Raw genomic sequence first — 24,423 nt, 5'->3', positions numbered from 1 at the left:
AATCAGCCTTTCTTTTCTTGTCGATATTTAATATTGCGCGGGTGATGCTCTATTATTTCACTCCGCAACATGTTCCGGTCGATGTGGGTATATATTTCGGTGGTGGCAATGGATTCGTGTCCGAGCATACACTGGATGGCACGGAGATTGGCCCCTCCTTCCAGCAGATGAGTGGCGAAAGAGTGGCGAAAAGTGTGCGGACTGATGTTCTTGGTGATACCTGCGGTCTGTGCCAATTCCTTGATGAGATGGAACACCATGATGCGTGATATGTTTTTACCCCATCGTGCCAGAAAAACATAATCTTCGTATTCTTTTTTTATTTTTCCACGGTTACGGTCTGTGAAATAGAGTTTAATTTCTTTAATGGCTCTTGGGGAGATGGGGACTAACCGTTGTTTGCTTCCTTTGCCTTCCACCTTTATGAAACCTTCGTCGAAATAGAGATCGGAGAGTTTCAGATTCGTCAGTTCCGATACACGCAGACCGCAACTGTACAGTGTTTCAAGGATCGCCCGGTTGCGTTGGCCTTCGTTTTTACTCAGATCGATGGCGGCGATGATGGAGTCGATCTCTTCTACGGTAAGTACTTCCGGTAACTTTAAACCGATTTTAGGCCCTTCGAGCAATTCGCTCGGGTCGGCTTCCAGATAATCTGCCATAATCAGGAAATGAAAAAAAGATTTAATGCCCGAGATGATCCGTGCTTGCGAACGCGGATGAATGCCGATGTCGTGCAGTCCGGCGGAGAAACGTTCCAAATCATCCAGGCATACATCCGATATCTCTATATTTTCTGATTGTAGAAAATTAAGCAGTTTATCCAGATCGGTCATATAAGCATCCAACGTGTTTTTGGATAAAGACTTTTCCAGTTTCAGATATTGTTGGTACTTCCTGATTATCAGAGCCGCCGTATCCTTCTTTTCTGTTTTTTCGTTTACTTTCATTTCTTTTTTCTACCTTTGCCCCGCGAAGACAGGTTGCCCCTCGGCAAAATACAAATAAATTTGCTACTGCATTCGGTTTACGCTATCTTTGCATCTTGAAATAATGTTCTCGGGACAAAGGTATTAAAATTAGTAGGATTGTGTTATGAGGATACAAATTATTAATGGCCCCAATATTAATCTGCTGGGCAAACGTGAACCTTCCATATACGGAAGTGTTACATTTGAAGACTATCTGACCGGTCTTCGTGAAACGTATAAGGATATAGAGATTAACTATTTTCAATCTAACATTGAGGGAGAAATGATTGATTGCATCCAACAGGCCGGATTTGAAGCGGATGGTATCATTCTGAATGCGGGAGCTTACACGCATACGTCTATTGCATTGCAGGATGCTATTCGTTCGGTGACGGCTCCGGTGATAGAGGTACATATCTCTAACGTGCACAGTCGCGAAGCGTTTCGTCACGTTTCCATGATTGCCTGTGCGTGCAAAGGGGTTATCTGTGGTTTCGGACTCGATTCGTACCGGCTGGCGCTTGAGGCTCTGAAAGGATGCGCCGGTGAATAATGTGCCGATGTGTTCATGAAAGGTATGTGCTAATGCCATAATGGTAAAGAATATAATAAAATAAGTATAGATAAATATAATTAATGTGTGAATATGCCGAACGGTAATCGGCCTATGAATGCATTAACAAATTAAACAATTATTCAAGATGTTGCTGAAACAGACCAAAATCGTAGCTTCCATCTCAGACAGGCGCTGTGATGTAGACTTTATAAAACAGTTGTTCGATGCCGGAATGAACGTTGTTCGTATGAATACGGCTCATGCCAGCCGTGAGGGTTTCGAGGCATTGATTGCCAATGTGCGTGCCGTTTCAAATCGCATTGCTATCCTGATGGATACCAAAGGTCCGGAAGTGCGGACTACCGCGAATGCGGAACCGATTCCTTACCAGATCGGTGAAAGAGTGAAGATTGTCGGTAACCCCGATTTGGAAACGACTCGTGAGTGCATTGCCGTTTCATACCCCAATTTTGTGCGCGATCTCAATGTAGGTGGAACCATTCTTATCGATGACGGTGATCTGGAACTTCGGGTGATCGATAAAACGGACGACTATCTGATATGTGAAGTTCAGAATGAAGCAACTTTGGGTAGCCGTAAAAGTGTGAATGTGCCGGGTGTACGTATTAACTTGCCTTCGTTGACGGAAAAAGACCGTAACAATATATTGTATGCCATTGAAAAGGATATTGATTTTATCGCCCATTCGTTTGTCCGTAACAGGCAGGATGTGCTCGATATCCGTGAAATACTTGATGCGCATAACAGTGATATTAAAATTATCGCCAAAATTGAAAATCAGGAGGGAGTGGATAATATTGACGAGATACTTGAAGTGGCCGATGGTGTTATGGTAGCGCGTGGTGACTTGGGTATCGAGGTGCCGCAGGAACGTATTCCGGGCATCCAGCGTACGCTTATCCGCAAATGTGTATTGGCTAAGAAACCGGTCATCGTGGCTACGCAGATGCTGCATACGATGATTAATAATCCGCGTCCGACTCGTGCGGAGGTTACTGATATCGCCAATGCCATCTATTATCGTACGGATGCCTTGATGCTGAGTGGTGAAACTGCTTATGGGAAATATCCGGTGGAAGCCGTGAAAACCATGACGAAAATTGCTGCACAGGCGGAAAAGGATAAGTTGGAAGAAAACGATATCCGCATTCCGTTGAATGAGAATAGCAATGACGTGACGGCTTTCTTGGCAAAGCAGGCTGTGAAAGCAACGGCGAAATTGAAGATGCGCGCCATCATTACCGATAGTTATAGTGGACGTACGGCCCGTAATCTGGCTGCTTTCCGTGGTAAATACCCTGTATTGGCTATTTGTTACAAAGAGAAAACGATGCGTCATCTGGCTCTTTCCTATGGTGTGGAAGCGATTTATATGCCGGAGTTGGCAAACGGACAGGAGTACTATTTCGCAGCTTTGCGCCGTTTGCTGAAAGAGGGACGTTTGCAGCCTGCCGATATGGTAGGTTACTTGAGTAGCGGTAAAGCCGGTACGCAGACTTCTTTCCTTGAGATCAACGTTGTGGAAGATGCGTTGAAGCATGCGGAGGAAACGGTACTGCCTAATAAAAACAGATATTTGTAATTTGAGATTGGACGATTTACGATTGAAAGAACTATTGTCTTGTGATAGCAGTGTAATTTCAATCGTAAATCGTAAATTGTCCAATCGTCAATCCTTCCACTTGTATAGTCTTGATTTCACTGATGTATGGAAACTATTGATGAATATATCTTGCGTCATATTGACGACGAAGGTGATTACCTGAAGGCGTTGTATCGGGATACTCATGTCAAGTTGCTTCGTCCCCGTATGGCTTCCGGGCACTTGCAAGGGAGGATGCTGAAAATGTTTGTCGAGATGATCCGTCCCCGGCAGATACTTGAGATAGGAACTTATAGCGGATATTCGGCTCTTTGCCTTGCCGAAGGCTTGAGTGAGGGAGGAATGCTTCATACATTTGAGATTAATGACGAGCAGGAGGACTTTACCCGCCCTTGGTTGGAGAAGTCCGCTTATGCTGATAAGATAAAGTTTTATATCGGTGACGCTCTTGAATTGGTGCCGAAGTTGGGCATTACGTTCGATCTTGCTTTTGTAGACGGGGACAAGCGTAAGTATATCGAATATTATGAGATGACACTTGCCCATCTTTCTACGGGTGGTTATATTATTGCAGATAATACATTGTGGGACGGCCACGTATTGGAGGAACATCCGCACAATAATGATTATCAGACTATCGGTATTAAGGCATTTAATGATCTGGTGGCTTGTGACCCTCGGGTGGAGAAAGTAATTCTTCCTTTGCGTGACGGACTGACGATTATCCGCAAGAAATAAAATCAATGGCAATTCTTTATGAATGGCCTAACTTCGGTAAATTATAATTTATCGTGTATCAATCAATATTTTTTTCCTCATAATATGCAGGAAAAACAGGGAATAATCGACAGCAACTACTGTCTAATTGGGTTTTGCTGTAAATTTTTGTTCCATCAAAATAATCAATATATTCATTCCAATTTGCTACTGTGAGATGTAAATCTTTGCAATTTTCAGAAACAAAATCTGCGTCTAAAATCAATTCACCGTTCCAATCACGATAAATCCGTAATCGAATTGTATCATCTTTAATATCTACTAATTCCAACCAATTTCCACCATCGCAACCACCTTTCCAAATAGCCGAAACAGGTACATTTGCAGGTCTTTCCCATTGTTCGCAAGGTCGCTTAAATAGCCAAATGATGAATAAAGCTATAATTATTATTGTTCCTACGAACAGATATAAAAATCTAATTCTCATTATTAATATTTTTTTCATCTTTTTTTATTACCTGTGCCCATTGTGGTAGTTTGAGTTTTTGCTTTGTATTGAACTCTTGCATTACTCTCTTCCTGATACTCATTAACAATATTTGCAGGACTATTGATTATGCTACTTGGTTTATCAACACTTTCATCTTGTGTAATAACATCTTCGGTAAAAGTTGCACAATTATGACTTATTATAGAATACTTTTGTCTCTCTGGGGCGTTATTTTCAACCATTTTACTTTTGGCGTAATCATTCATTTCTTTGAATTTATCACTTATAATATAAGCATCCTCTATATCGCCACCGTGTCCTGATTTCTTGGAAGCTGTTTCATAACTTTGTTCAAACTTTCGGTAGTAGGCTTTCCGTCTTTTCCTATGACTACATTTGGGACAGAAGCTGTTCTTACTAAACCCTTACTTTCTTTATCGTATCTACCGTATTCATAGTATTTTGTTAAACCTGTTTTATCATTAATCAACAATACCCCAGCGTGTCCTGTAAATGGAATACCGTTTGCCCTGTACTTTGGAAAAGTAATGTAAATTGCATCTCTGCCGTCAGGGTCAATCATATGTACTATAAAATATAAGCTGACGGCAACAATACTAAATATCTATTCTCGATTAATATTTTTTTCTTACTTTTATTTTATCTGTTTCTTTATAATTATATAAATAGCTATTATATATAAAATACATTGTACTATCTGTTTCTGTAAAATATATTGTATCATTTCGAATAATCGCTATTCCTTTTCTTTCGCCAATTGATATACCTGGCTCCGGGCTATATTCAATGGTATAGTAATTTCCTTTTTTATTGATATTGGAATATAATATGGTATATTTAATATTATCAATAAAAAACTCCCAACTATCTATACTGTTACGGTAGCTTATTTCAATATATTGTACAAAGAGAAAGTATAACAAGCAAGGAGATAGAAAAGCATTAATTATAAAAAAAATAGCGTAATATTTTTTGATAAAATAAAGTATGCCGGCAATAATTAAATTAGCTAAAAATATTTTGGGAATGATAAATAGCAAAGCAATGGATATACTATTATCAGGTTGGTAGTATAGTATTGCGGAACTAATGATTATTATATCAACAATTAATAGTATTGATAATGTTACAATGTGTTTTTTATTTAAAATAGTCTTCATTCTTTTTGTTTTTAATATGAAATAAATTCGCCATTAATAAACTTATAACGTCCCTTTTAAATATGAACTTCCGGTTATTCTCATCAACTCTTTTACTACATCAACATATTTTTGTTCAATCTTCATATACTCTTCAATTGTAAACAGTTCTCTATTGAACACTTTGTTGATATCACTTCGGCTTGTCCACTTTTTTGTGTAGTGCCCTTCTAAATCAAAGTACAATGGATTATATTTTACGATTTCATGTGCAGAAAATTGCCAGATCCCTCAAGTTCACATTTTATTTTATTCATAATTAATCTCCTATTCTGTTTAAATCTTTGTCATAAGTTCCGTTTCGGGTAATTCGATCGTTTAAATCTTCGATGGAATTTGCCTTCTTCCACATATTGTTTTCATGCTCATCTCTATTAGGTGAAATGTAACTATTTCCTTTGTGTCGCACTTGTTTAACTGGGCATTAGTATTGTTTTCCATTGTTATTTTTCAAATAATCATAAGCACATCTTGCTAATTTATAGCCCAGATACATTCCAAGCAGCAGGAAAAATAAATAAGACAATAGCAAAGGAATATCTTTACTTATAAAAAAACGATATATGGCCATTACAAGAAAATACCCCCAGAAAATTCGATTTACTATTATATTTGAATAATAGTAAAATCTATACAAATTTTTATTCTTCATTTTTCTTCTTATTTGATATTTGACAACTTATCAGTACTAACAGTAATATGAAATAAAACATACCATAGTGTTCGTCTATTAGTCCTAAATTTATATAGTCATCAAAAAATATTTTTTTGATGGTAAAAAGAAACGTCACATATACTGTTATGTTATTTACGTATTTCATTAGAATAATTTTATAAAATTATACCAAAAGCTGTTGTTATGTTGTTCTTCTTTCGGCTTTATCTCTGATTGTTTTGAAGGTTGTTGCGATATAGCTTCCTGTGGTTGTGTACTTTCCACAATAGATTCAATTGCTCCCGCGCCAGCTCCTATTACAGTTAATCCTATAGCTATCTTTGTTTTATTTCCACCATCATTAGGATCTCTTTTAGGGGCTGGATCTCCATTGGGCATATTTCCTGTTATATTTGCATCTATACTTTTAACAATATTGGCTTGATTCAAATCTAATTCTTCTTTATTCCTTTTATCTCTGTTTTTTTGATGTTGATACTCTGGAGTTATAGTTTGCTTTGTTTTTTCAAATACTACGTATGCTGTCACTGCTGAAAGAATGAATCCATTTTTTAGTGTATTTATTGTATTGTCAACGCTTTTATTTATTGCGTTTGCTAAATCTTGATCTGAAATTTTACTCGCAGGTGGATTGTAATAGATAGGTAATAGTGGTACAGGTATTGGTAGAGGAATTCCTTGTCGACCATCTGGATCTATTGCATTCATCGGATTCCCCATGTAATACGCATACGGGCTCCACGAGTAATACTTCTCTGCCAACGGATCCATCGAAATAAACCGTATTCCGTTGCTTGTATGAAATCTTTTTCCCGAATCGTACATATTATATCCGTGCACGGTCAACTGTTCCTTGCCGCAGAAATGCTTCGGCTGCAGGGCGTTCCGGTCTAAACTGTGCCAGATGGTTCCGCCCGGTGTGTATTTCAATTGTTGCACTACTTTGCCGGGTTAGTCTGTTTACTCAACTATTAGGTTTGTAGCAGGAATAAAATCCCATCCGGTAATTTTTGAGTCCAATAAATGCTTCATTAGACGTTCGCTGATGTAATCTTCACCATCAACAATACCAATATAGAAATAATCAAGATTCATGTCCCAAAACTCAGATGTCATAAATAAAGTATCAGCCGTTACACTGTTAAGTATACTTTTTTCTCCCATGATTTTTCTTCGAGTGAGAAATTCCTCCTTGGAATTGATAGACACAGATGCGCCTTTCGTAGAATAATTATATTTCGCAAAGGTGCTTTTCTTATAATCTACAAGATCTGAATAATCGCATTGGATATGAAACATATAATAATCGTATTTCACTTTTCGCAGATATAAATTCATTTCATAGAAGCGATGCGGACATAAGTTATATGTTTCCAAGATTTCTTTGGTTCTTGGACTAACTATTTCCAATTGTCCGCCAAAACCATTGCTTACTATATCCGTTAGTTTTGCTCTTCCAGACATTCTTATTCCACTTAAGTCTGGAATGTAATCCGGAAACTTTGTATATAGGTATTCATATAAATCAAATAGGGCATGAGGAGCGTTAGGATTATATTTTTTAATGAAACTATACGCTTGTGGAAAATCAGAACCTATTAGTTTAGGGTCTGAGGATGAACTTACTATGTAATATTTTTTATTCATATAATTGTATAATTAAAGTAAATAATCAGAATGTCTTGTAGTTTGTATCTTTATGACTGGCAAAGGTAAAGATGTATTATCTTGGGGTAAAGATACACCTTTTAATTGTAAATTATTGATTTTTATATTGGGATTATTGGATATCTGTTCGCGTATTGATTGCGTTGTTTCTTTTGCAAAGTTGGCAGCTTGTTCAGGCGTAGGGTGGGGATTGTCTTTTGTAAATTTACTGATTTTTTCCCCAATCTGTTTTGTATAGTTTGGATGATTTCCATGTTGTCCTTTGCCAGTAGCTCTACTGAATTTCTCAACAGATATTTTATTCTCTTTTCCTTCAAATTTGAAACCTCCTTTTTGTGCTTGTTTTACTAATGGGTCGTTTTTCAGCTGTTTCGGTATGATATGATGTTTTTCGAACTGAATTCTAACCGGTTTATTGGAACTTAATAAAGTCGGATTATTAGATCCTAATAAAGGTGTATTCATTCCAAAAAAGGTAGGGGGAATGATTGCTTGATTTCCATCCGGATCAATAAACCTCACCGGATTCCCCATGCAATACGCATACGGACTCCACGAGTAATACTTCTCCGCCAACGGATCCATCGAAATAAACCGTATTCCGTTGCTTGTATGAAATCTTTTTCCCGAATCGTACATATTATATCCGTGCACGGTCAACTGTTCCTTGCCGCAGAAATGCTTCGGCTGCAGGGCGTTCCGGTCTAAACTGCGCCAGATGGTCCCGCCCGGCGTGTATTCCAATTGTTGCACCACTTTGCTTGAAATGGCCGCCGCCGTTGTGCGTACGCTCCCTAAGTGATCGGTCACGAAGTAATAAGCGGTCATCTTGTCATATTGCGGTTCACATACATTTATATATCCGCATGGCAGGTCTATCCGGTTGATCATCCCGTCTTTAAGTAAAATGTCACCGTCCCTGATCTCCTCCGTGGTATGAATGGGGTCATTGAACTTTTGGACATTGTCGAGCAGATAAGACAATCCTGTGCTGTACGTTTTATGAACGGTCCGGATGCGTTTGCCATCTGCCATATAGCTCATCCGGGTGGTGTTTCCTGTCTTGTTTAAGAGAACGCTGTCCGGCAGATTCAGCCTGTTGAAATGTGAGTAATAGATGCCGCCCGGCAGATTACTCGTCTCGTTGCCGCTTGCGTCGTAGGTGTAGCAGTCTTTACCCTGACAACTTCCGTAGGCAAGATGGGCGTATTCGGCCGGAGTGGTGTAATCCGATAGTTTGTAGATGCCTGACGGCCGGTTTCCGTTATGAAATATCTCGATGTCGTTGACCACTTTTCCGTCGATCTTCTGATAGAATTCGTTGATGTTTCCCATCCGGTCGTAGCCCATCCTCTCTTGATACGAAAAGTTGCGGGAAGTGACTACCGTATCCTTGACATTATGCATAGTGCTCTCCTTGAGCCGGTTCAACTTGTCATATTGTTGCCGATAGGCATAGGCATTGTCCCCCTGCTTCACTTGTATGCCGGAAATTTGCCCGTTGAAGGGTCCGGAATTGGAAAAGCCGGAGGCCATTACTTTGTCATAATACAGGCGTTCGTAGAAGTTCCTGTTTTTGATCTGTTCCAATCGGCTGCGCGAATCGTACGAATAGCGGATAGTATCTTTTTTATCGATCAGTATCTTGTTGCGAACCCTGCCGAACTCGTCGTATTCATAGTTCAGCATATCCCCTGCCAATACAGCCTTGAAATGTTTGGAGGCCGGTTCATGGGTGACATAATAGAAGGATGTCCGAAGGCGATTGGAATGATCGTACAGGTTACTGATCCTTCTGTAACATTCCTCGTTTTGAGTTTTCCAGTAGGTATGGGTTTGGCTGATTTCGTCAAGAAAGCCGTAACTCTGATAAATACGGGTATTCAGTCTGCTTACGTTGTTGTATTTGTCCGTACGGGTGTTGCGCGCCCGATGGTCGTAATAGAACGCACACAATTCATATCCGGGCTCTTCCAGACAACTGACGTAACTTCCTGTCTGCAGGGAAGTACCGGGATACTCCCATTCGCGTGGCGGCTTCGTCACCCATCCTTGATAGTCAAGCTCTGACTCAAACATGGGAAGTGACAGGAAATCGTATGTATCGTAATAATAGGCTTTGGTTATGGTGGGTGGATACGGGTATATGATATTTTCCGAATAGCCGAATGAAGTGGGTGAAGTGTTCCCTGTATACTCCTCTTTTACGAGTTTGTCGGCATATGTCTGGATCATGTTATCAAGTGTGGATCCTTTGAATACTCCTTCGAGTATAATCCTGCCGAGTCCGTCGTATTTGTAGAAGGTCCATTCGTTGGACAAGCGTTGCCGGCCGTCTTGCCCGAGTACAGGGCGGTGGTCTCCATCATACACCGTATAATGCCAGTCCACTCCCGGAAGTTTGACTCCTACGCGATGGTTCTGGATGTCGTATTTGTATAGATAGGCATACTGTAAAAAAACATTGGCCTGAGCCGTGTAGTATGTTTGTGTCTGCTCGCTGTTCGGGAGTCCGTGGATTAGTGCCGGTGGTAGAACAGCGATCAGTTGGTCCCAATCGTTATAAACATAATATGTGTCACAGGGACCTTCGTCGCTCATGCGCCGTTCGAGCACGGGGCGGTTTTGCCCGTCGGAAAACACATAGCTTACATTGCCGTCCTCGTCCGTGGTCTTTACGCATGCAAGGCTTCCGTCCGGATATTTCCCTTTTCTTTCCAATCGGTCGCTGTAATGGGAATAGGGAGTGAAATGCCAGACAGATAGTTCGGCGACGGCATTCGTATTGAACAGGTATTCCTTGTGGACTCCCTTGTAGGAGGTATTCCGGCCGATTTCTCCTGTTACACGGTGATATGCGTCGGGTTCGTATTCATAGTCCACATAGTGGTCTCCTGCATCCGGAGATTCGATGAACTTTTTTCTTTCTTTATAAGCTCCGTCCGCTTCGTTAAAAGGGATGTAGCCCCATTCCCGTATCTTCCTTCCCAGCCCGTCATAGTCAATGAGGTTGGCCATATCGTTTCTCTGCGGGGTGAATGAGTGTTTCACCGTCTGGACCGGACGTCCTGCGGCATCGTAGTAGGAAGTGGATATCGATGAACTGTTTGTGTCCGGCACAGTGCCGGGAGGACATTCCGATCCGAAAGTATACGTACGGATATAGTTGTTTTGGGCAGGCAGAGCCATTGCCCAAAGCAAGAAAGACAACCAAAGGCAAATCCAACGGGGGATGAAACTACTTTTCGTTTGCATATTTGTATTCATTTTTCCGTAAGACATATTCTTTTCCGTTTTTATTTTCGATAATTTCGTCCAAGCGACCGAATTCGTCATAAGTATAGCGGGTGACAATCCCTCGGGGATCGGTTTCTGAAACGATTCCTACCAAAGGCTCATATTGGATTACCGTGACTTGCGAGCGGGGCAGTTTCGTCCTTAAGGAATGTAATATCTTCCAATCGGCATCCGAAGGTCTGGTTTTGTCGGCAATGGCGTCAAAATCCACACCGGCTTTTTGCACTTCGGTGATTGTGGCATTGGATATCTGGGCGATAATGTACTGATGGTGATAGCCCCGGACAAAAACGACCGTCTGCCCCATGCGGGTGGAGAGGGAGGTGTTACATCCTGATTTGTCGTAAGTCTGATAGGTTATCTCCGGTTTTTCTTTATTCAGATTTTCCCCTCCGTCAAAAGTAGGGTGGTCTTTCAGGATCTTTTCTCCATAAAATTCATATTCTTTCCACGGACTTAACATTTCGTTCTGGTAGTGAATGTGGCATACTTTTTTTGTACCGTAATAATCATCATTCACACAGATTTCTTCTTCGACGGGCGTAGATACATAGTTGTATTTTTCAACGGCATCCTTATAATAAGAGGTACTATAATCAATCGTATACGAGATATGATGCGAACGTTTTTTTTCCGATTCGGTGGTCGTTGTCTGTAGAATTTGATAATTACGCCAATGATAGTCATATTCCGTCTTTTTGGGATGGCAGATAGTCCGGCCGCCGACTGCGGCATAAAGGGTATCGAATACGACGGCAGGAGCAACATGGTACTGATCGATCCGATAATTGTAGGGCGGATAGCCTGTGGACACCTTGAATCCTAACAGATAATCGGGCAATTGTTCACACTTATACTGGGTGACTGTTTTTTGCTTCAAAGTAGTCCCGTTAGAGTAAACCCGATGCTCTAACAGCCGACCATTCAAGGGCATTATGGATCCGGGATCCTGCATCCCATGAGGCTCTTTCTCCTTTTCGTTATAGTAGACGTTGGTTTCTACGATTTTTTCATTTTGATATTCTTCGGTTGTGGTAACTTCTGTGTATCCCATGAAATAGTTATTGTAGGGGTTTTCCAAAGGTACCAGGGAATTTGAATTATATTCCAGAAAGGTATAATAGCCGATGGGGTGGGAAGAGTCTGAATAGCTATACAGCATATTCTGTTTGATAATACTGAATTTGGATTCTCTGTTTAGTCGGCCGGATGGCAGGTTGCCGTAATCCCGATACGAATATTTTATTGTGCTGACCGGAGATTTTATTTCGGCAATGCGTATCCCTCCTACCTTTTTTTCACTGGCTTTGAAGTTGCCATAATAGATGGAAGTCGACACAGTGAGCTTGGCCGGATATTCTGACTGGAGCTTTAGCCGGTATGTGCCTCTTTTACATGGTAGTTTAAATTCAAACATATACCGGTTGGTTGATGATGCCGGACTTTTTATTGCATCATCAGGAATCCCCCAAAGTGTATAAGATGGAGAAAATGTGATTAATGGGTGTGCTCTTTCCTCTTCCTTGTAGTCAATGTTATTGTATGATGTATCACCTTCGTAAATACAGGAAAATACGATGTAACCATTATTATAAGGCACATCGATGGTGACAGTTTTAGATACGTCATCCATTTCTTTTACGTAATAGCCCTCTATGGGGGGAGTGGAAATGTCAGGTATCCAATCTACCCTGTCAATAACTGTATTATTTTCATATTTAAATTCGGTACGTCCGCCGGTCGGAGACGTAAAGGCCGTCAGGATACCTATTTTGGCATGCTCTGTAGGGAGTTTCTTTTCGTCCGGATATAAGGATAATGTTGCGCCTTTCTTTATTAAAAGCCCGTCAGCAACCGGACCTGCTTCGGAGTATTTGTATTTATAAACATCAAAGGGTATGACTGCAGGGCTGTAAGGTATCCAGGGAGATGAGTCGTTAAAGTATCCCCAGGCATCACAACTGTAGCAATTCTTCTGTGGAAGCGGTTCCTGCTCATCATATTCCATTTGATACATTTGTTTCTTTTCGCCCGTGCCTTTTATGGCTAATGAAACCAGTTTCAGACGTGATCTTAAGAAATCCGGTTGTGAGATTTCATTGCCAAATAGATCTTTTCCTCGGAAATAGGAATAATTAAACGAAAAAGTACGTAATGGCCGGGATGCATCTTTTTGATATAATTCGATGGAACCGAGTGGATATGCTCCATTTCCTCCTTTATAAGGATGGCAACGGATATCCAGTCTCTTTTGAGCGGCCGGCAAGAATTTCAAATACCCGTTCTTCCAACGTATAGTTTGTATACGGGGTTGTCTGTCAGTATATTGCATACTGACGGTTACACTTTTATCAACGGGCATTGCATTGATGTATTGATTATAAGCATTGGTGTTATTTGTAAAGAAACACTTGGAATCTTTGATATCAATATGTTGTTCCGTCAGATATAAAGGGCTTAAGTAAGCATTCCGCTCAGTGGTATAGTCAAAGTAGATGGTATCTTTGGTCGGGTATTCAATGCGGCTGAGATACCAGGAGCTTACAATCCCCGGTTCAGTGAAGCCGGGAGTCCTGTCTTTGTTTGGATCCAAATCGGGACTTGCATTTCCGGAATAAGTTTCCGAGTATTTCCTTACGTATTCTGTGGCGCTAAAAATGTATTTGATATTTTCGGATGTGGTTATTGTAAATCCATTCGATAATGAATTCCCTATTTCGATGCGGAGGTTCTGTTCGGGGTTCGATACGATGAATTTGTCTTTCAGCTTGTTCTTTAAGGCCCCCCTGCGGAAATAGAATTTTCCGGAATACCCGTTAAAGTTATATTGAAAGATATCCGGTTCTATGCTTTGGACGGTGCTACTTCCCTCATAAATATCACCTTCTATTTCTATATCTGCGGGATCATCCGATAAATACTTTACTACAGGAACCGGGTTGGTATGATTTGCGTAATAAAATTCGTCATCATTTCCACAAATAGATCGGGATATTGCCCCACCGGCAGACAGGCTCCAACCAAGTCCTACCCAACTGGCTTCTTGTGCTACTTTGATTCCGGAAGCATGATAATTCAAAGAAATAGGAAGAGAGTAATTACCTACTTGAATGGTATAAATCGAAATATTGACTGATGGAACTCCGGTGTATGTCGATACGGGAATTGCCTCATACTGCATGAGAGCATAGGCTTCGGGCGAAGGAACATAGTTTTTCATTAAATTAGCAGCCTTTTGTCCGTATGATAGACTGAAAGAGGATAATATGAGCAGTAGTATTGATATGTATTTAAGCATCTTACAAATAATTTTATCGATTATTGTTTCTGTATCTTTTCTGTATGTAACTCTCCATTTATAAGAATGGCCAGTAGGTAAGTTCCCGGGATTAACGGAGAAAGGTCATGGTCGACCGTGTGAGTTCCTGACGGGAGGTCGGCAAGATGCTTGTGCCACAAGGTAGCTCCATTCGGAGAATACAAATAAAATTCTACCGTGGAAGTTTCTACTAAAAGATAGTTCACATGTAGTATCTGATTGGCTCCTATTGAATAATTATAGGTATGATTCTCATTTCCGATACCCTCGCGCTTACCGGGGGCATGCTTTGAGCGCAGACGTTCTTCCTGAAGAATAAGGTTGGTACGAATCTCTTGGTTGGATGCGTCTTCGGACAAATCATTCTGATCGACGGAAGGAAAATAATAAGAGCGGTTAAAATGGGATCTGCTTCCGGTGGAATCAATGATTTTGTTCTGTACGGTCTCAAAGAGGGGATATCTGTATCCGGGGGCATACCATTTGTAGGTAGTCACTTCCCAAGTGACTTTGTCGTTCTGTAATCGGTAGAGAAGAGAGTCTGTCGAGTAGCGGGAAGTATCGCCGTTAGCATAAATGGAGGTGAAAGCGGACATTTGCTGTCCGATATGGGCGGTACTTCGTATTCGTAATACATTTTTTAAACTGTCACCGTCGGGTAGTAGCAAGGTTCCTTCCGCATCTGCCACATGGGTGATTTCCCCGTAGACCGTAATGGGAAGCATTTGGCTATATACTCCCTCTCCATAATAAAATGTATGGATAGAGTCTTTGTAAACTGTCGGATAAATTTGCCGTAACTCCGGTAATAGATAGTCAATATGCAAAGTGGGAGTCTGATAGCCTATGCAAAATAAAGAATCACCGGAAAACTTATACTTATAGCCGTTATCTCCTCCAAGACAAATCAGTGAGGAATCGATTTTACCGATAAAGCACTCTGTGTATTCGCTTCCTAAATGGATAAGTTCCCTAAAATCCCAAATGACATCTTTACCGGCCGGACCGGGAGCTTTGTACTGTAACTCTTGTTTTGCGATTATATCACCCGGACGAAATAATGAAGTTGATCCGTTCAATATATTTTGGGATTTACCCGTCAATATCTGAATGCAACAGATCAACAACAAAATATTTTTCTTAAGTTTCATAATATATTAAAGTATAATGATTATCATAATAGAATCACCACATCTTGCTTCAATTCACACAAAACAATAAGAAAAACAAAGGTTATATGACATTTGGCCTGTTCGTGATTCGGCTATACAACTTACTTGTTGCAAGTATTTTACAAAAATAGTAATTATATTTTTAATTGCAAGAAAAATGCATATTTATTTCATCTTTCCTAAGGATGAAATAATAAAGTTGATATTTTTCGTATATCTGGATCATTGGTGATTTTGATGCTTATTGAATATTCTTTTAGAGAGAACAAATAATACCGGTTCGGTTTGCCGCAAAGATAGCTTTGTGAGTGTAATTCAATAATGAAAACTAAAAATAAGCTATAAATCATTATCCAAACGATATATTTCTGTAACTTTGTGTTCTATACAGGCAGGCTGGAGTAGCCTTTGCAAATAGAAAAATTACGTTGAACAAACTAACATGTATATTTATGGAAACAACCCGTCAAAATAAAATATCCCGTTTGTTGCAGAAAGAATTGAGTGAAATATTCTTGCTTCAGACAAAGGCGATGACCGGTGTATTGGTATCGGTAAGTGCGGTACGTATCAGTCCCGATATGAGCATTGCACGTGTGTATCTTAGCATTTTCCCATCCGATAAGGGGGAGGAGATGGTGAAGAATATTAATAACAATATGAAATCTATCCGGTACGAACTCGGTACGCGTGTCCGTCATCAGCTACGTATCATCCCCGAATTGAAATTCTTTGTGGATGATTCATTGGATTATATCGAGAAAATAGACTCACTGCTTCAGAAGTGAATCTCCCTTTCTACATAGCCCGGCGTTATCTTTTTTCGAAAAAGAAGCACAATGCCATTAATATCATTTCCGGCATATCAGTATGCGGGGTGGCACTTGCTACGTTAGCGTTAGTCTGTACGCTTTCTGTTTTTAACGGTTTTCAGGATATGGTGGCCAGTTTTTTTACGGCTTTTGATCCGGAGCTGAAAATTACAGTTCGTGAAGGGAAAGTATTTGACGCACAGGACGAACGTATACAAGCGATCCGGGCTTTACCGGAGATTGCCGTGTTTACTGAAACCTTGGAGGAAAATGCGATGGTACAGTATAAAGACCGGCAGACGATGGCTGTAATAAAAGGGGTGGAAGATAATTTTGAGGAACTTACGGCTATCGATAGTATTCTTTATGGCTCCGGTGAGTTTTTGCTCCATGATTCTATTGTGGATTATGGTGTGATGGGTATTGAATTGGTCTCGACTTTAGGTACCGGCATCCAGTTTGTTGATCCGTTGAAAATTTATAGTCCGAAGCGGAATGCGAAGGTGAACATGGCTAATCCTTCCGCTTCTTTTAATATGGATTATCTTTTTTCTCCCGGTGCTGTTTTTGTGGTCAATCAGCAGAAGTATGATAGCAACTATATCCTTACTTCCCTTGCGTTTGCACGACGGATGCTCGACTATACAACCGAGGTTTCTGCCATTGAATTGAGACTGAAACCAAATGTCGGCGTATCTTCCGTCAAATCAAAAATCGCTTCTGTGCTGGGTGATGATTTTGTGGTACAGGATCGTTATGAACAGCAAGCGGATGTGTTCCGTATCATGGAGATCGAAAAATTAATCTCCTACCTTTTCCTTACATTTATTCTGATGATCGCTTGCTTTAACGTAATCGGTTCACTTTCTATGTTGATCCTCGATAAAAAAGAAGATGTAGTGACTTTACGTAATTTGGGAGCGGACGATCGGCTAATTTCCCGAATATTTCTTTTTGAGGGGCGGTTGATCTCTCTTTTCGGTGCTGTATCCGGAATTGTATTGGGCTTGGCTCTTTGCCTGATACAGGAGAAATTCGGCCTTATCTCTTTAGGTGGGGGAGGCGGTACGTTCTTGGTGGATGCTTATCCGGTCAGTGTCCATTTCTGGGATGTGGTATTGATATTTGTAACGGTACTTACAGTCGGCTTTCTTTCGGTATGGTATCCGGTACGTTATTTGAGTAAACGATTACTTTCACATTGAAGAATATAATCAGTTTTGTCTAATTATATTGTCTGATTGGATACCTGTTTTTATTAAGATAATGATGGCTTTGGACTTGAAAATAGGATACAAAAATGACGGTTTGCAAGTATTTGTATATCAGTGTGTTATATGATGACTTTTTCCCTCTACGAGAAACAGGTCGAAACTCGTAGAGAAACAGAGTGAAACTCTACGGGAAATGAGGCGAAACTCTACGACGAACTGTTCGGATGTTTATAAGATGTGACAATCAGGTAGATGAGAAAGACGTTCCTTCTCTGTTTTTTTGTACAATTATTTTCTTAGACTGATTTTCCTGTTTCTTTTGTTTACTCTCTTTATATAAACAGAACTGCCTGTCAATATTGACCGATAATAACCGGTAAATATTGACAGGCAGTTCTGGCCGGAGTTATAAAGACATTGCTTTATAGGCTATTTTATTGAACTGCTACTTTATAGCTCTTAACCTTGTTGTCTGCTGTACGGACAGATACGATATAGATACCGGATAAATGTACAGGGACTTCAATACTTTGTCCGGTCTCGCCGTTGGTGATCACCTGTCCGGTAGCAGTACTCACTGAATATGTGCAGTCTTCGGTCGGTATGATTGTAATGTTTGTACCGGTGGCATAAACTTTGGCTATATTTGCATGGTTTTCTTTCACACTCGTACCTCGTGTTATAACGCAGGAAGTCGTTTTGTAAGGTTCTCCATAATTTTCATAATCGGGATATGCTCTGGAAGAAATCACACAGTAAACAGCGTCGTCCGGTATAGTTATAAATTGGAATTTACACCCTTCTGTTATCGTATAATCCGTTCCGGATTCGAGTTGCTCGTTACTGCCTTGCAGATACCATTCGAAAGTAGGATAAACCCCATTGGCGAAATAAGAGCTTTGTAACCCTTTCTTTTTCACATACCAATCAGAAAAATCGATCGTTTCGTCGGTTGTATAGCTGCTCTCCAGTTCATATTTCATTACTTTTTCTTTCTGGTAGATATAGCTCATTTTGATTTTCTCGCCTTCCGGGAAGGTCGGCATGGTCAGATAATTGTAAGAGCAATCGATTTCCAGAACTTGGTTCGGGTTTTCCGGAACGGTTATTTCAGTCAGTTCGTTGTACGAACAGTCCAGATAAGTCAGGTTGACGCATGAGCTTACATCCAATGTCTTTAGCCCGTTTTCTTTGCATGTCAGAGAGGTTAGTGTAGACGGGTCTGACGGCAGAACCACCTCTTTGATTCCACTACAATTCAAAACCTGCAGAGTGGTGTATTCTCTTAAGTTTATGTCGGTCAATCCGGTATACTCACAGCTCAATTCCGTTAGAGCGGTTTTTGCAGTCGGGAGAATCAGGCTTGTAAGCTTGGCATTGGCTTTACAGATCAGTTTGCTTAACTTACCGCATGCATGGACGTCCAATGTTTCTAATGAAGAATTATTGGTGATTTCCAATGAGTTTAGATTACCGTACTTGTTCAGGTCTATCGTTTTCAGGGATAATCTTTTTAGAGTAACGTTTTCCAATTTTTCCGTTTCATCCGGTAGGATAATAGTACCTGTTCCGTATGGGGCGTAATTCAAGCTTCTTAGTCCGGTCCACTCATGTATATCGAGATTTTTGATACTGCTGTTGTCAATCGTCAGATTTTCGATGGTCGTGACATCTTCGGGATATGTGAATGTAGTAATCTTGGAACTTTCTTTTACAATGAGCGTTTTTAAGGCTGTACATTTGCTTAGATTAACCTCTGTGAGATAGTCACAGTAAGCCAAAGACAGTTCTTTGATAGCAGAGGCTTCCCCGTAAATCTTGATAACTTTTGTTCCGGTGGGAGTACCTTGTATCGAAGTTCTGGTTGTATTTATGGTCTTATCGACCAAAGTGCCGTCTCCCCAATCTATTTGAATGGAGGTATTATCTTCGGCAGCTCCGATAGAAAAACCGATCAGGTTTTCCTTGGAGGTTGTCAGTGTAATAGCCGGATCGGGTGCTTTCTCTATGATGATATCGGTGGTACGATAAGGAGAGCCGTAGTCCTGATAAGCTGGATAGCCCTTGGAAGCAATCACGCAATAAATATCGCTTTCGGGAACTGCTTTAAATTTGAATTTGGCCGGTTCTATTACTGAATAATCCGTTCCTTCTACGAGCGGCTCACTGCTTCCATTCATGTACCAAGTGAAAGTAGGATAGACTCCTTCCGGAAAATAGGAACCTTTGATTCCTTTTTTCAAGACATAGAGTTCTGACAGATCGATGATATCGTTTGTGCTATATTTCTCACTTAACGTATATCGGGATACTTTTTCCCGTTGGTCCATATAAGATAATTCTATGTTTTCTCCTTCGGGGAAATTGGGCATAAACAGGTAGTTATAGGAGCAATCTATGCTTATGGTCTGACCCGGATTTTCAGGAACCCGTATTTCGGTTAATTGGTTGTATGAGCAATCCAGATTGGTCAGGTTGGTACATGTGCTTACATCCAGTGTTGTTAATCCGTTCTCTTTGCAAGTCAAGGAAATTAAAGTCGACGGATTTTCCGGTAAAACGGTTTCTGCGATTCCGCTACAGTTCAAAATCTGAAGATGAGTGTATTCTTTTAAATTAATGGCTGTCAATGCAGTATACTCGCAATCCAATTCTGTCAAAACATTTTTGACAGTGGGCAGGGTAAGGGTTGTAAGTTTGGTATTTCTTTTACAAATCAGTTTTGCCAATTTGCCGCATGCATTTACATCCAGTGCTTCCAGTGCGGATAAAGAGGTTACTTCAAGTGTAGTTAGGTTGACGTATTTATTCAGGTCTATGGTTTTCAGAGATAGTTTGCTTAAGACAAGGCTTTCCAGCTTTTCCGCTTCATCCGGTAATACAATGGCGCTGGTGCCATAAGGCATATATTTTAAATTCTTTAGTCCCGTCCAATCATGTACATCTATGTTTTTTATACTGCTGTTATCGATGGTCAGGTTTTCAATGGTGGTTACATCTTCAGGATATGTAAACGCGGTAATTCTGTAGCTGTCTTTGACGGACAGGGTTTGCAACGCTGTACACTTGCTTAGATCGACCTCTGTGAGATAGTCGCAATAAGCTAAAGATAATTCTTTGATTTTAGCGGCATCTGCGTAAATCCTGATGATTTTTGTTCCGGCAGGTGTACCTTGAACGGGTGTTTTAGTCGTATTTATGGTTTTATCAACCAAAGTTCCGTTTCCCCAGTCTATTTGGATAGAGGTGTTGTCTTCGGTGGCTCCGATGGAGAATCCGATGGGGCTTTCTTTGGTGGTAGTCAAGGTGATAACCGGATCGATCGCTTTTTCTATTACAATATCAGTGCTACGGTATGGCGAATTGTAGTCTTGATAGGCAGGATATGCTTTAGAAGCAATCACACAATAGATTTCGTTTTCGGGAACTGTGCTGAATTTGAATTTGCCCGGTTCTATTGTCAGGTAATCCGTTCCTTCTACCAACGGTTCACTGCTTCCGCTCATGTACCAGGTGAAAGTGGGGTAAACCCCTTCTGGAAAATAAGAACCTTTGATTCCTTTCTTCAAGGCATAGAGTTCTGACAGGTCGATGATGTCGTTCGTACTATATTTTTCATTTAAAGTATACCGTGATACTTTTTCCCGTTGGTCCATGTAGTATAAGGTGATTTTTTCACCTTCCGGAAAATTCGGCATGATCATGTAATTGTAGGAACAATCTACGGATAAATTATTGACAGGGTTTTCAGGGATCTGTACGGAAGTCAAATAGTTGTATTGGCAGTCCAAGTTAGTCAGTTTGGTGTATTTGCTGACGTCCAGAGTGGTCAATCCACATTGCATCAAAGTTAAATCGTCCAATGCATCACTGTTTTCCGGGAGTATCAGTGTTTCCAATGTTGCATTCGAATTGGAAAGATATAACGTTTTGAGTTTTGAACATTGGCTGGCATCAAAAGAGCTCAAGTTGATATAACGGCAATTTACTTTCGTCAATTGGTTTTCTGCAGAAGCAGGCAATGTAATTTCGGTTATATTCGGGCTGCTTGAGCATGATAATTCCGTCAAGGCCGTGCATTTGCTGAAATCCAGTGTCTTGAGAATCTGATTAGAGGATACTTCAAACTTTTTTATCAGAAGGGCATCTCCGTATACCGCTATTGAGTTTGATGTGGCAGAACCACTGATAGCTGTTCCGGTGGTCTTGACCGTTTGTTCTACCGGTCCTTCTCCAAAATCTATCTGAAAGGTCGTTTCTTCAGTGGCATACAGTTTGAAGCTTATCTTGCCGGGTGTACAAGTCATGCCGATGATCGGTTCGTTCTCACTCTTCTCAGCCCATGCCCCGATGACTATCAGTGACATAAGACAGGTGATTAGTAGTCGTTTTTTCATACTCTTTTGATATGTATTAGTGGTGAATAAAAATTGTCCGGTACGTTAAACGCGGGGTTTAACGCCCGGACAACTGTTTAGAATAAAGTAAAGAGAGAGTATCGTTTTTATTTTTTGATAATTTTCATAGAGGAATTCGTAGAATTACCTTCAACTTTTACCAGATAAATGCCTGCAGTCCAATCGGAAGCTGTAACATCAATGCTGGTTTCGTGGGTTGTTTTCTCAAAAACGACCTGTCCGTTTGCATTAAATACCCGGACGAGTTTGGCGGCATTGTCTTTGGTTGTAATAGTAAAGCCGGACTCGAATACCGCAGGGTAGACATTGACTTTATTATCTTTCACTTCGTTGACAGAAGTTCCTGTGGTCTTATGGAAAGTAATTTCCGGTGACAGGTAGAAAGAGAATCCTGTTTTGTCGAGTTCATTGAAAGGCCAAGGCAGATCCGGAACACAATACCATCCTCCGTTAAGGTTTAATTCTGCAGCTCCGGCAGCATGAATCCGGACATAGGCAGAAGCTACTTTGTCTGCTCTGCGTACGTCATAAGCTAAAGCTAATTTGGTCGTAGCATCCGGCACGATAGACTCATCCAGTTCTATAGATAAATAAAAGCTTCCTTTTACTTTTATAGGTTTGTCAAATTTTATTTTTCTGACAACATTTTCATAGTCTACGGAAACCGAACCGAAAGCGCCACTCATGGTTGTGACATACTCGCCGAATACGTTGTCTGTATCCGGTGCTCCCCATTTGTCGGCGTATAGTCTGACTCTTACCGGTTTACCTTTATTGGTAGTAGCCGCCTTGTACAGATATAATCTGAAATGAACTCCGCTAATGCTTGCTTCGGCTTCTGAAGGCAGTTCGAACTTCTCTGCAAAGGTGGTATAGTATTTATTTATACCGCTTACATAGTCATTGGTACCGGGAACATCTTTTTCCGGTAAAGAGGCTTCGTCATACTTATTTGAACTGTTGCAAACAATGTCTGTAATTTCCTCTTTTCCGAGAACCGTGACATTGACGACATCTGAGAATGAATCCGTATATTTGGCATTTGTGGCATTTAATAACGGTCTGTAATCTCCGCTTTCCGAGTAAGTTACCTTAGGGTTTTCTTCATTCGTAGTTGCCGGATTACCGAATGTATCCCATTGATAATCGGTTGCATACTTTGACTGGTTAATAAATGTAATGGGTTGTCCCGGATATATGTATCGCATATCATCGTCCAAGTGATTGACCGAAGTCGACCATAGCCCGCCATATGCGACATATTTAGCTTCAACCGGGAAAGGATTTTCGTTGTCGTAAACTTCGAAATCATCTATTCCTACTCCATTGGCAGCCGTAGAAGTGAAGCCGAAACCGAAGTAATAGACTCCATCGGTTTGAGGGGTAAAGTCGGCCTCTACCTTTTTCCATTCCTTGTATTTGATATTTTTCAAATCTTTCAATATAATACATTCAGCCTCTTTTGACTGTCCTTTACCAACCGTAAAGCGTACGCTCTCGCTTTTATTGTCTGATTCGGAAAGTCCCGGAGCCAATAGTTGGAAACTGGCATGATATACTTTGCCGGCTTTCATCTGAAATCCGATGGAATAGGCCCAATTGTCTTCTGTGGCAGAAGAATAAGCACCTAAACAGTTGGGCTCGGAATATATTTCTTTCCAGCCATTGAATGTAGTGACGGCAAAAGCATCTTTTTCGCCTGTACATACCCATCCTTCGGGAACGGTACGGATTTCATAACTGTCAAAGTTGTTGGAATAGGGCAGAGTACCCAACATAGTTGCCCGTGTCTGCGGTACCTGGAATTTTGTTGCTTCCGGTGTACCTACTTTTTCTGTCTTGTTTCTTTCCGGCTTGATCTGCTGTGCATTCACTTGAAAGCAAGTCAAAGAAACGAATAAAAACATCTGGATGAAAATGTAATAATTCTTTTTCATATTCGTAATTTTTATGTGGTTATTTAATGTATCTGGTGGTTTTGAACCAAACGACGTCGGGGTTATCGTTTCTTCTGAAAGTTATTTCACTCGGACTTTTCAGATTGTCATAGGTCATGTTGTATGGTTCGTCATCGCTCATATAACCCAGCATCATGTCGAAATACTCCATATAGAAATACCGGGCAAAGTCGTCTCCGCCTCCCGCGAAAATGATTTTCATCTGGTCGGCACCTTCAATGGGAATGAAATCCATATAGAAGTTAGCGCTGTATAGCTTTTCGTCGTTGATGGAATAACTGTATATTGTGAATACCTGATAAGAGCCCTGT

At 40.6% G+C, this 24,423-nt stretch carries 18 protein-coding genes and 1 pseudogene; 5 read left to right on the top strand and 14 right to left on the bottom strand.

Annotated features, from left to right (window positions below):
- Nucleotides 1–2: 2 nt before the first annotated feature.
- Complete coding sequence (gene xerD, locus QVP90_RS18710; protein ID WP_005928411.1) at nucleotides 3–950, bottom strand: site-specific tyrosine recombinase XerD; 948 nt, start codon at nucleotides 948–950, stop codon at nucleotides 3–5.
- Between the two features lie 145 nt (nucleotides 951–1,095).
- Between xerD and aroQ the strand changes: the two genes are divergently transcribed.
- From aroQ to QVP90_RS18695, 3 genes are all read left to right on the top strand, one after another.
- A complete protein-coding gene (gene aroQ, locus QVP90_RS18705) occupies nucleotides 1,096–1,524 on the top strand; it encodes a type II 3-dehydroquinate dehydratase (RefSeq protein WP_021937274.1) in 429 nt (142 codons plus the stop codon).
- Nucleotides 1,525–1,672: 148 nt separating this feature from the next.
- Nucleotides 1,673–3,130, top strand: coding sequence for a pyruvate kinase (gene pyk, locus QVP90_RS18700; RefSeq protein ID WP_005928415.1), 1,458 nt, complete (start codon nucleotides 1,673–1,675; stop codon nucleotides 3,128–3,130).
- 126 nt (nucleotides 3,131–3,256) lie between these two features.
- The gene (locus tag QVP90_RS18695) at nucleotides 3,257–3,889 is read left to right on the top strand and encodes an O-methyltransferase (protein ID WP_007479713.1); all 633 of its coding nucleotides are present in this window, start codon (nucleotides 3,257–3,259) and stop codon (nucleotides 3,887–3,889) included.
- Nucleotides 3,890–3,947: 58 nt separating this feature from the next.
- On the opposite strand, the gene QVP90_RS18690 is transcribed toward QVP90_RS18695, so the two are convergent.
- The 10 genes from QVP90_RS18690 to QVP90_RS18650 all read right to left on the bottom strand — a co-directional run bounded on the left by QVP90_RS18690 (nucleotide 3,948) and on the right by QVP90_RS18650 (nucleotide 15,689).
- On the bottom strand, nucleotides 3,948–4,373 hold the full coding sequence (locus QVP90_RS18690; protein WP_021937273.1) for a hypothetical protein: 426 nt from the start codon (nucleotides 4,371–4,373) through the stop codon (nucleotides 3,948–3,950).
- Complete coding sequence (locus QVP90_RS18685; protein WP_021937272.1) at nucleotides 4,370–4,624, bottom strand: hypothetical protein; 255 nt, start codon at nucleotides 4,622–4,624, stop codon at nucleotides 4,370–4,372. The genes QVP90_RS18690 and QVP90_RS18685 overlap by 4 nt, the downstream gene beginning before the upstream one ends.
- A gap of 35 nt (nucleotides 4,625–4,659) precedes the next feature.
- A complete protein-coding gene (locus QVP90_RS18680) occupies nucleotides 4,660–4,941 on the bottom strand; it encodes a hypothetical protein (protein WP_021937271.1) in 282 nt (93 codons plus the stop codon).
- Nucleotides 4,942–4,993: 52 nt separating this feature from the next.
- The gene (locus QVP90_RS18675; protein WP_021937270.1) at nucleotides 4,994–5,539 is read right to left on the bottom strand and encodes a hypothetical protein; all 546 of its coding nucleotides are present in this window, start codon (nucleotides 5,537–5,539) and stop codon (nucleotides 4,994–4,996) included.
- 298 nt (nucleotides 5,540–5,837) lie between these two features.
- Nucleotides 5,838–5,987, bottom strand: coding sequence for a toxin C-terminal domain-containing protein (locus tag QVP90_RS19940; protein ID WP_151872849.1), 150 nt, complete (start codon nucleotides 5,985–5,987; stop codon nucleotides 5,838–5,840).
- A gap of 411 nt (nucleotides 5,988–6,398) precedes the next feature.
- Entirely contained in the window at nucleotides 6,399–7,193 is a 795-nt protein-coding gene (locus QVP90_RS18670; RefSeq protein ID WP_021937267.1) for an RHS repeat domain-containing protein, read from the bottom strand.
- Between the two features lie 21 nt (nucleotides 7,194–7,214).
- Nucleotides 7,215–7,901, bottom strand: coding sequence for a hypothetical protein (locus QVP90_RS18665; RefSeq protein ID WP_021937266.1), 687 nt, complete (start codon nucleotides 7,899–7,901; stop codon nucleotides 7,215–7,217).
- Between the two features lie 12 nt (nucleotides 7,902–7,913).
- Complete coding sequence (locus QVP90_RS18660) at nucleotides 7,914–11,177, bottom strand: DUF6443 domain-containing protein (protein ID WP_264380746.1); 3,264 nt, start codon at nucleotides 11,175–11,177, stop codon at nucleotides 7,914–7,916.
- Nucleotides 11,161–14,439, bottom strand: a complete 3,279-nt coding sequence (locus QVP90_RS18655; RefSeq protein ID WP_264380747.1) for an RHS repeat domain-containing protein — start codon at nucleotides 14,437–14,439, stop codon at nucleotides 11,161–11,163. Before QVP90_RS18655 ends, QVP90_RS18660 begins: the two co-directional genes overlap by 17 nt.
- 98 nt (nucleotides 14,440–14,537) lie before the next feature.
- The gene (locus QVP90_RS18650) at nucleotides 14,538–15,689 is read right to left on the bottom strand and encodes a hypothetical protein (protein WP_021937263.1); all 1,152 of its coding nucleotides are present in this window, start codon (nucleotides 15,687–15,689) and stop codon (nucleotides 14,538–14,540) included.
- 473 nt (nucleotides 15,690–16,162) lie between these two features.
- Between QVP90_RS18650 and rbfA the strand changes: the two genes are divergently transcribed.
- Nucleotides 16,163–16,498 carry a 30S ribosome-binding factor RbfA gene (rbfA, locus tag QVP90_RS18645; RefSeq protein ID WP_005928421.1) on the top strand — a complete coding sequence of 112 codons (336 nt, stop codon included), beginning with the start codon at nucleotides 16,163–16,165 and terminating at the stop codon, nucleotides 16,496–16,498.
- On the top strand, nucleotides 16,495–17,727 hold the full coding sequence (locus QVP90_RS18640; RefSeq protein ID WP_021937262.1) for an FtsX-like permease family protein: 1,233 nt from the start codon (nucleotides 16,495–16,497) through the stop codon (nucleotides 17,725–17,727). The genes rbfA and QVP90_RS18640 overlap by 4 nt, the downstream gene beginning before the upstream one ends.
- 443 nt (nucleotides 17,728–18,170) lie before the next feature.
- Here QVP90_RS18640 and QVP90_RS18635 read toward each other — a convergent pair whose 3' ends face one another.
- The 3 genes and pseudogenes from QVP90_RS18635 to QVP90_RS18625 form a co-directional block, all read right to left on the bottom strand.
- A complete protein-coding gene (locus QVP90_RS18635; RefSeq protein WP_264380748.1) occupies nucleotides 18,171–22,133 on the bottom strand; it encodes a leucine-rich repeat domain-containing protein in 3,963 nt (1,320 codons plus the stop codon).
- 107 nt (nucleotides 22,134–22,240) lie between these two features.
- Complete coding sequence (locus tag QVP90_RS18630; protein ID WP_021937260.1) at nucleotides 22,241–24,091, bottom strand: T9SS type A sorting domain-containing protein; 1,851 nt, start codon at nucleotides 24,089–24,091, stop codon at nucleotides 22,241–22,243.
- Between the two features lie 19 nt (nucleotides 24,092–24,110).
- Nucleotides 24,111–24,423, bottom strand: a pseudogene (locus QVP90_RS18625) (DUF4302 domain-containing protein); the annotation flags it as partial.

This window comes from Bacteroides sp. CAG:189 (assembly GCF_000432295.1).
Taxonomy (GTDB): domain Bacteria; phylum Bacteroidota; class Bacteroidia; order Bacteroidales; family Bacteroidaceae; genus Bacteroides; species Bacteroides salyersiae.
Note: the sequence above shows the minus strand (reverse complement) of the source record. Positions and strands in the feature narration are given on the sequence as shown.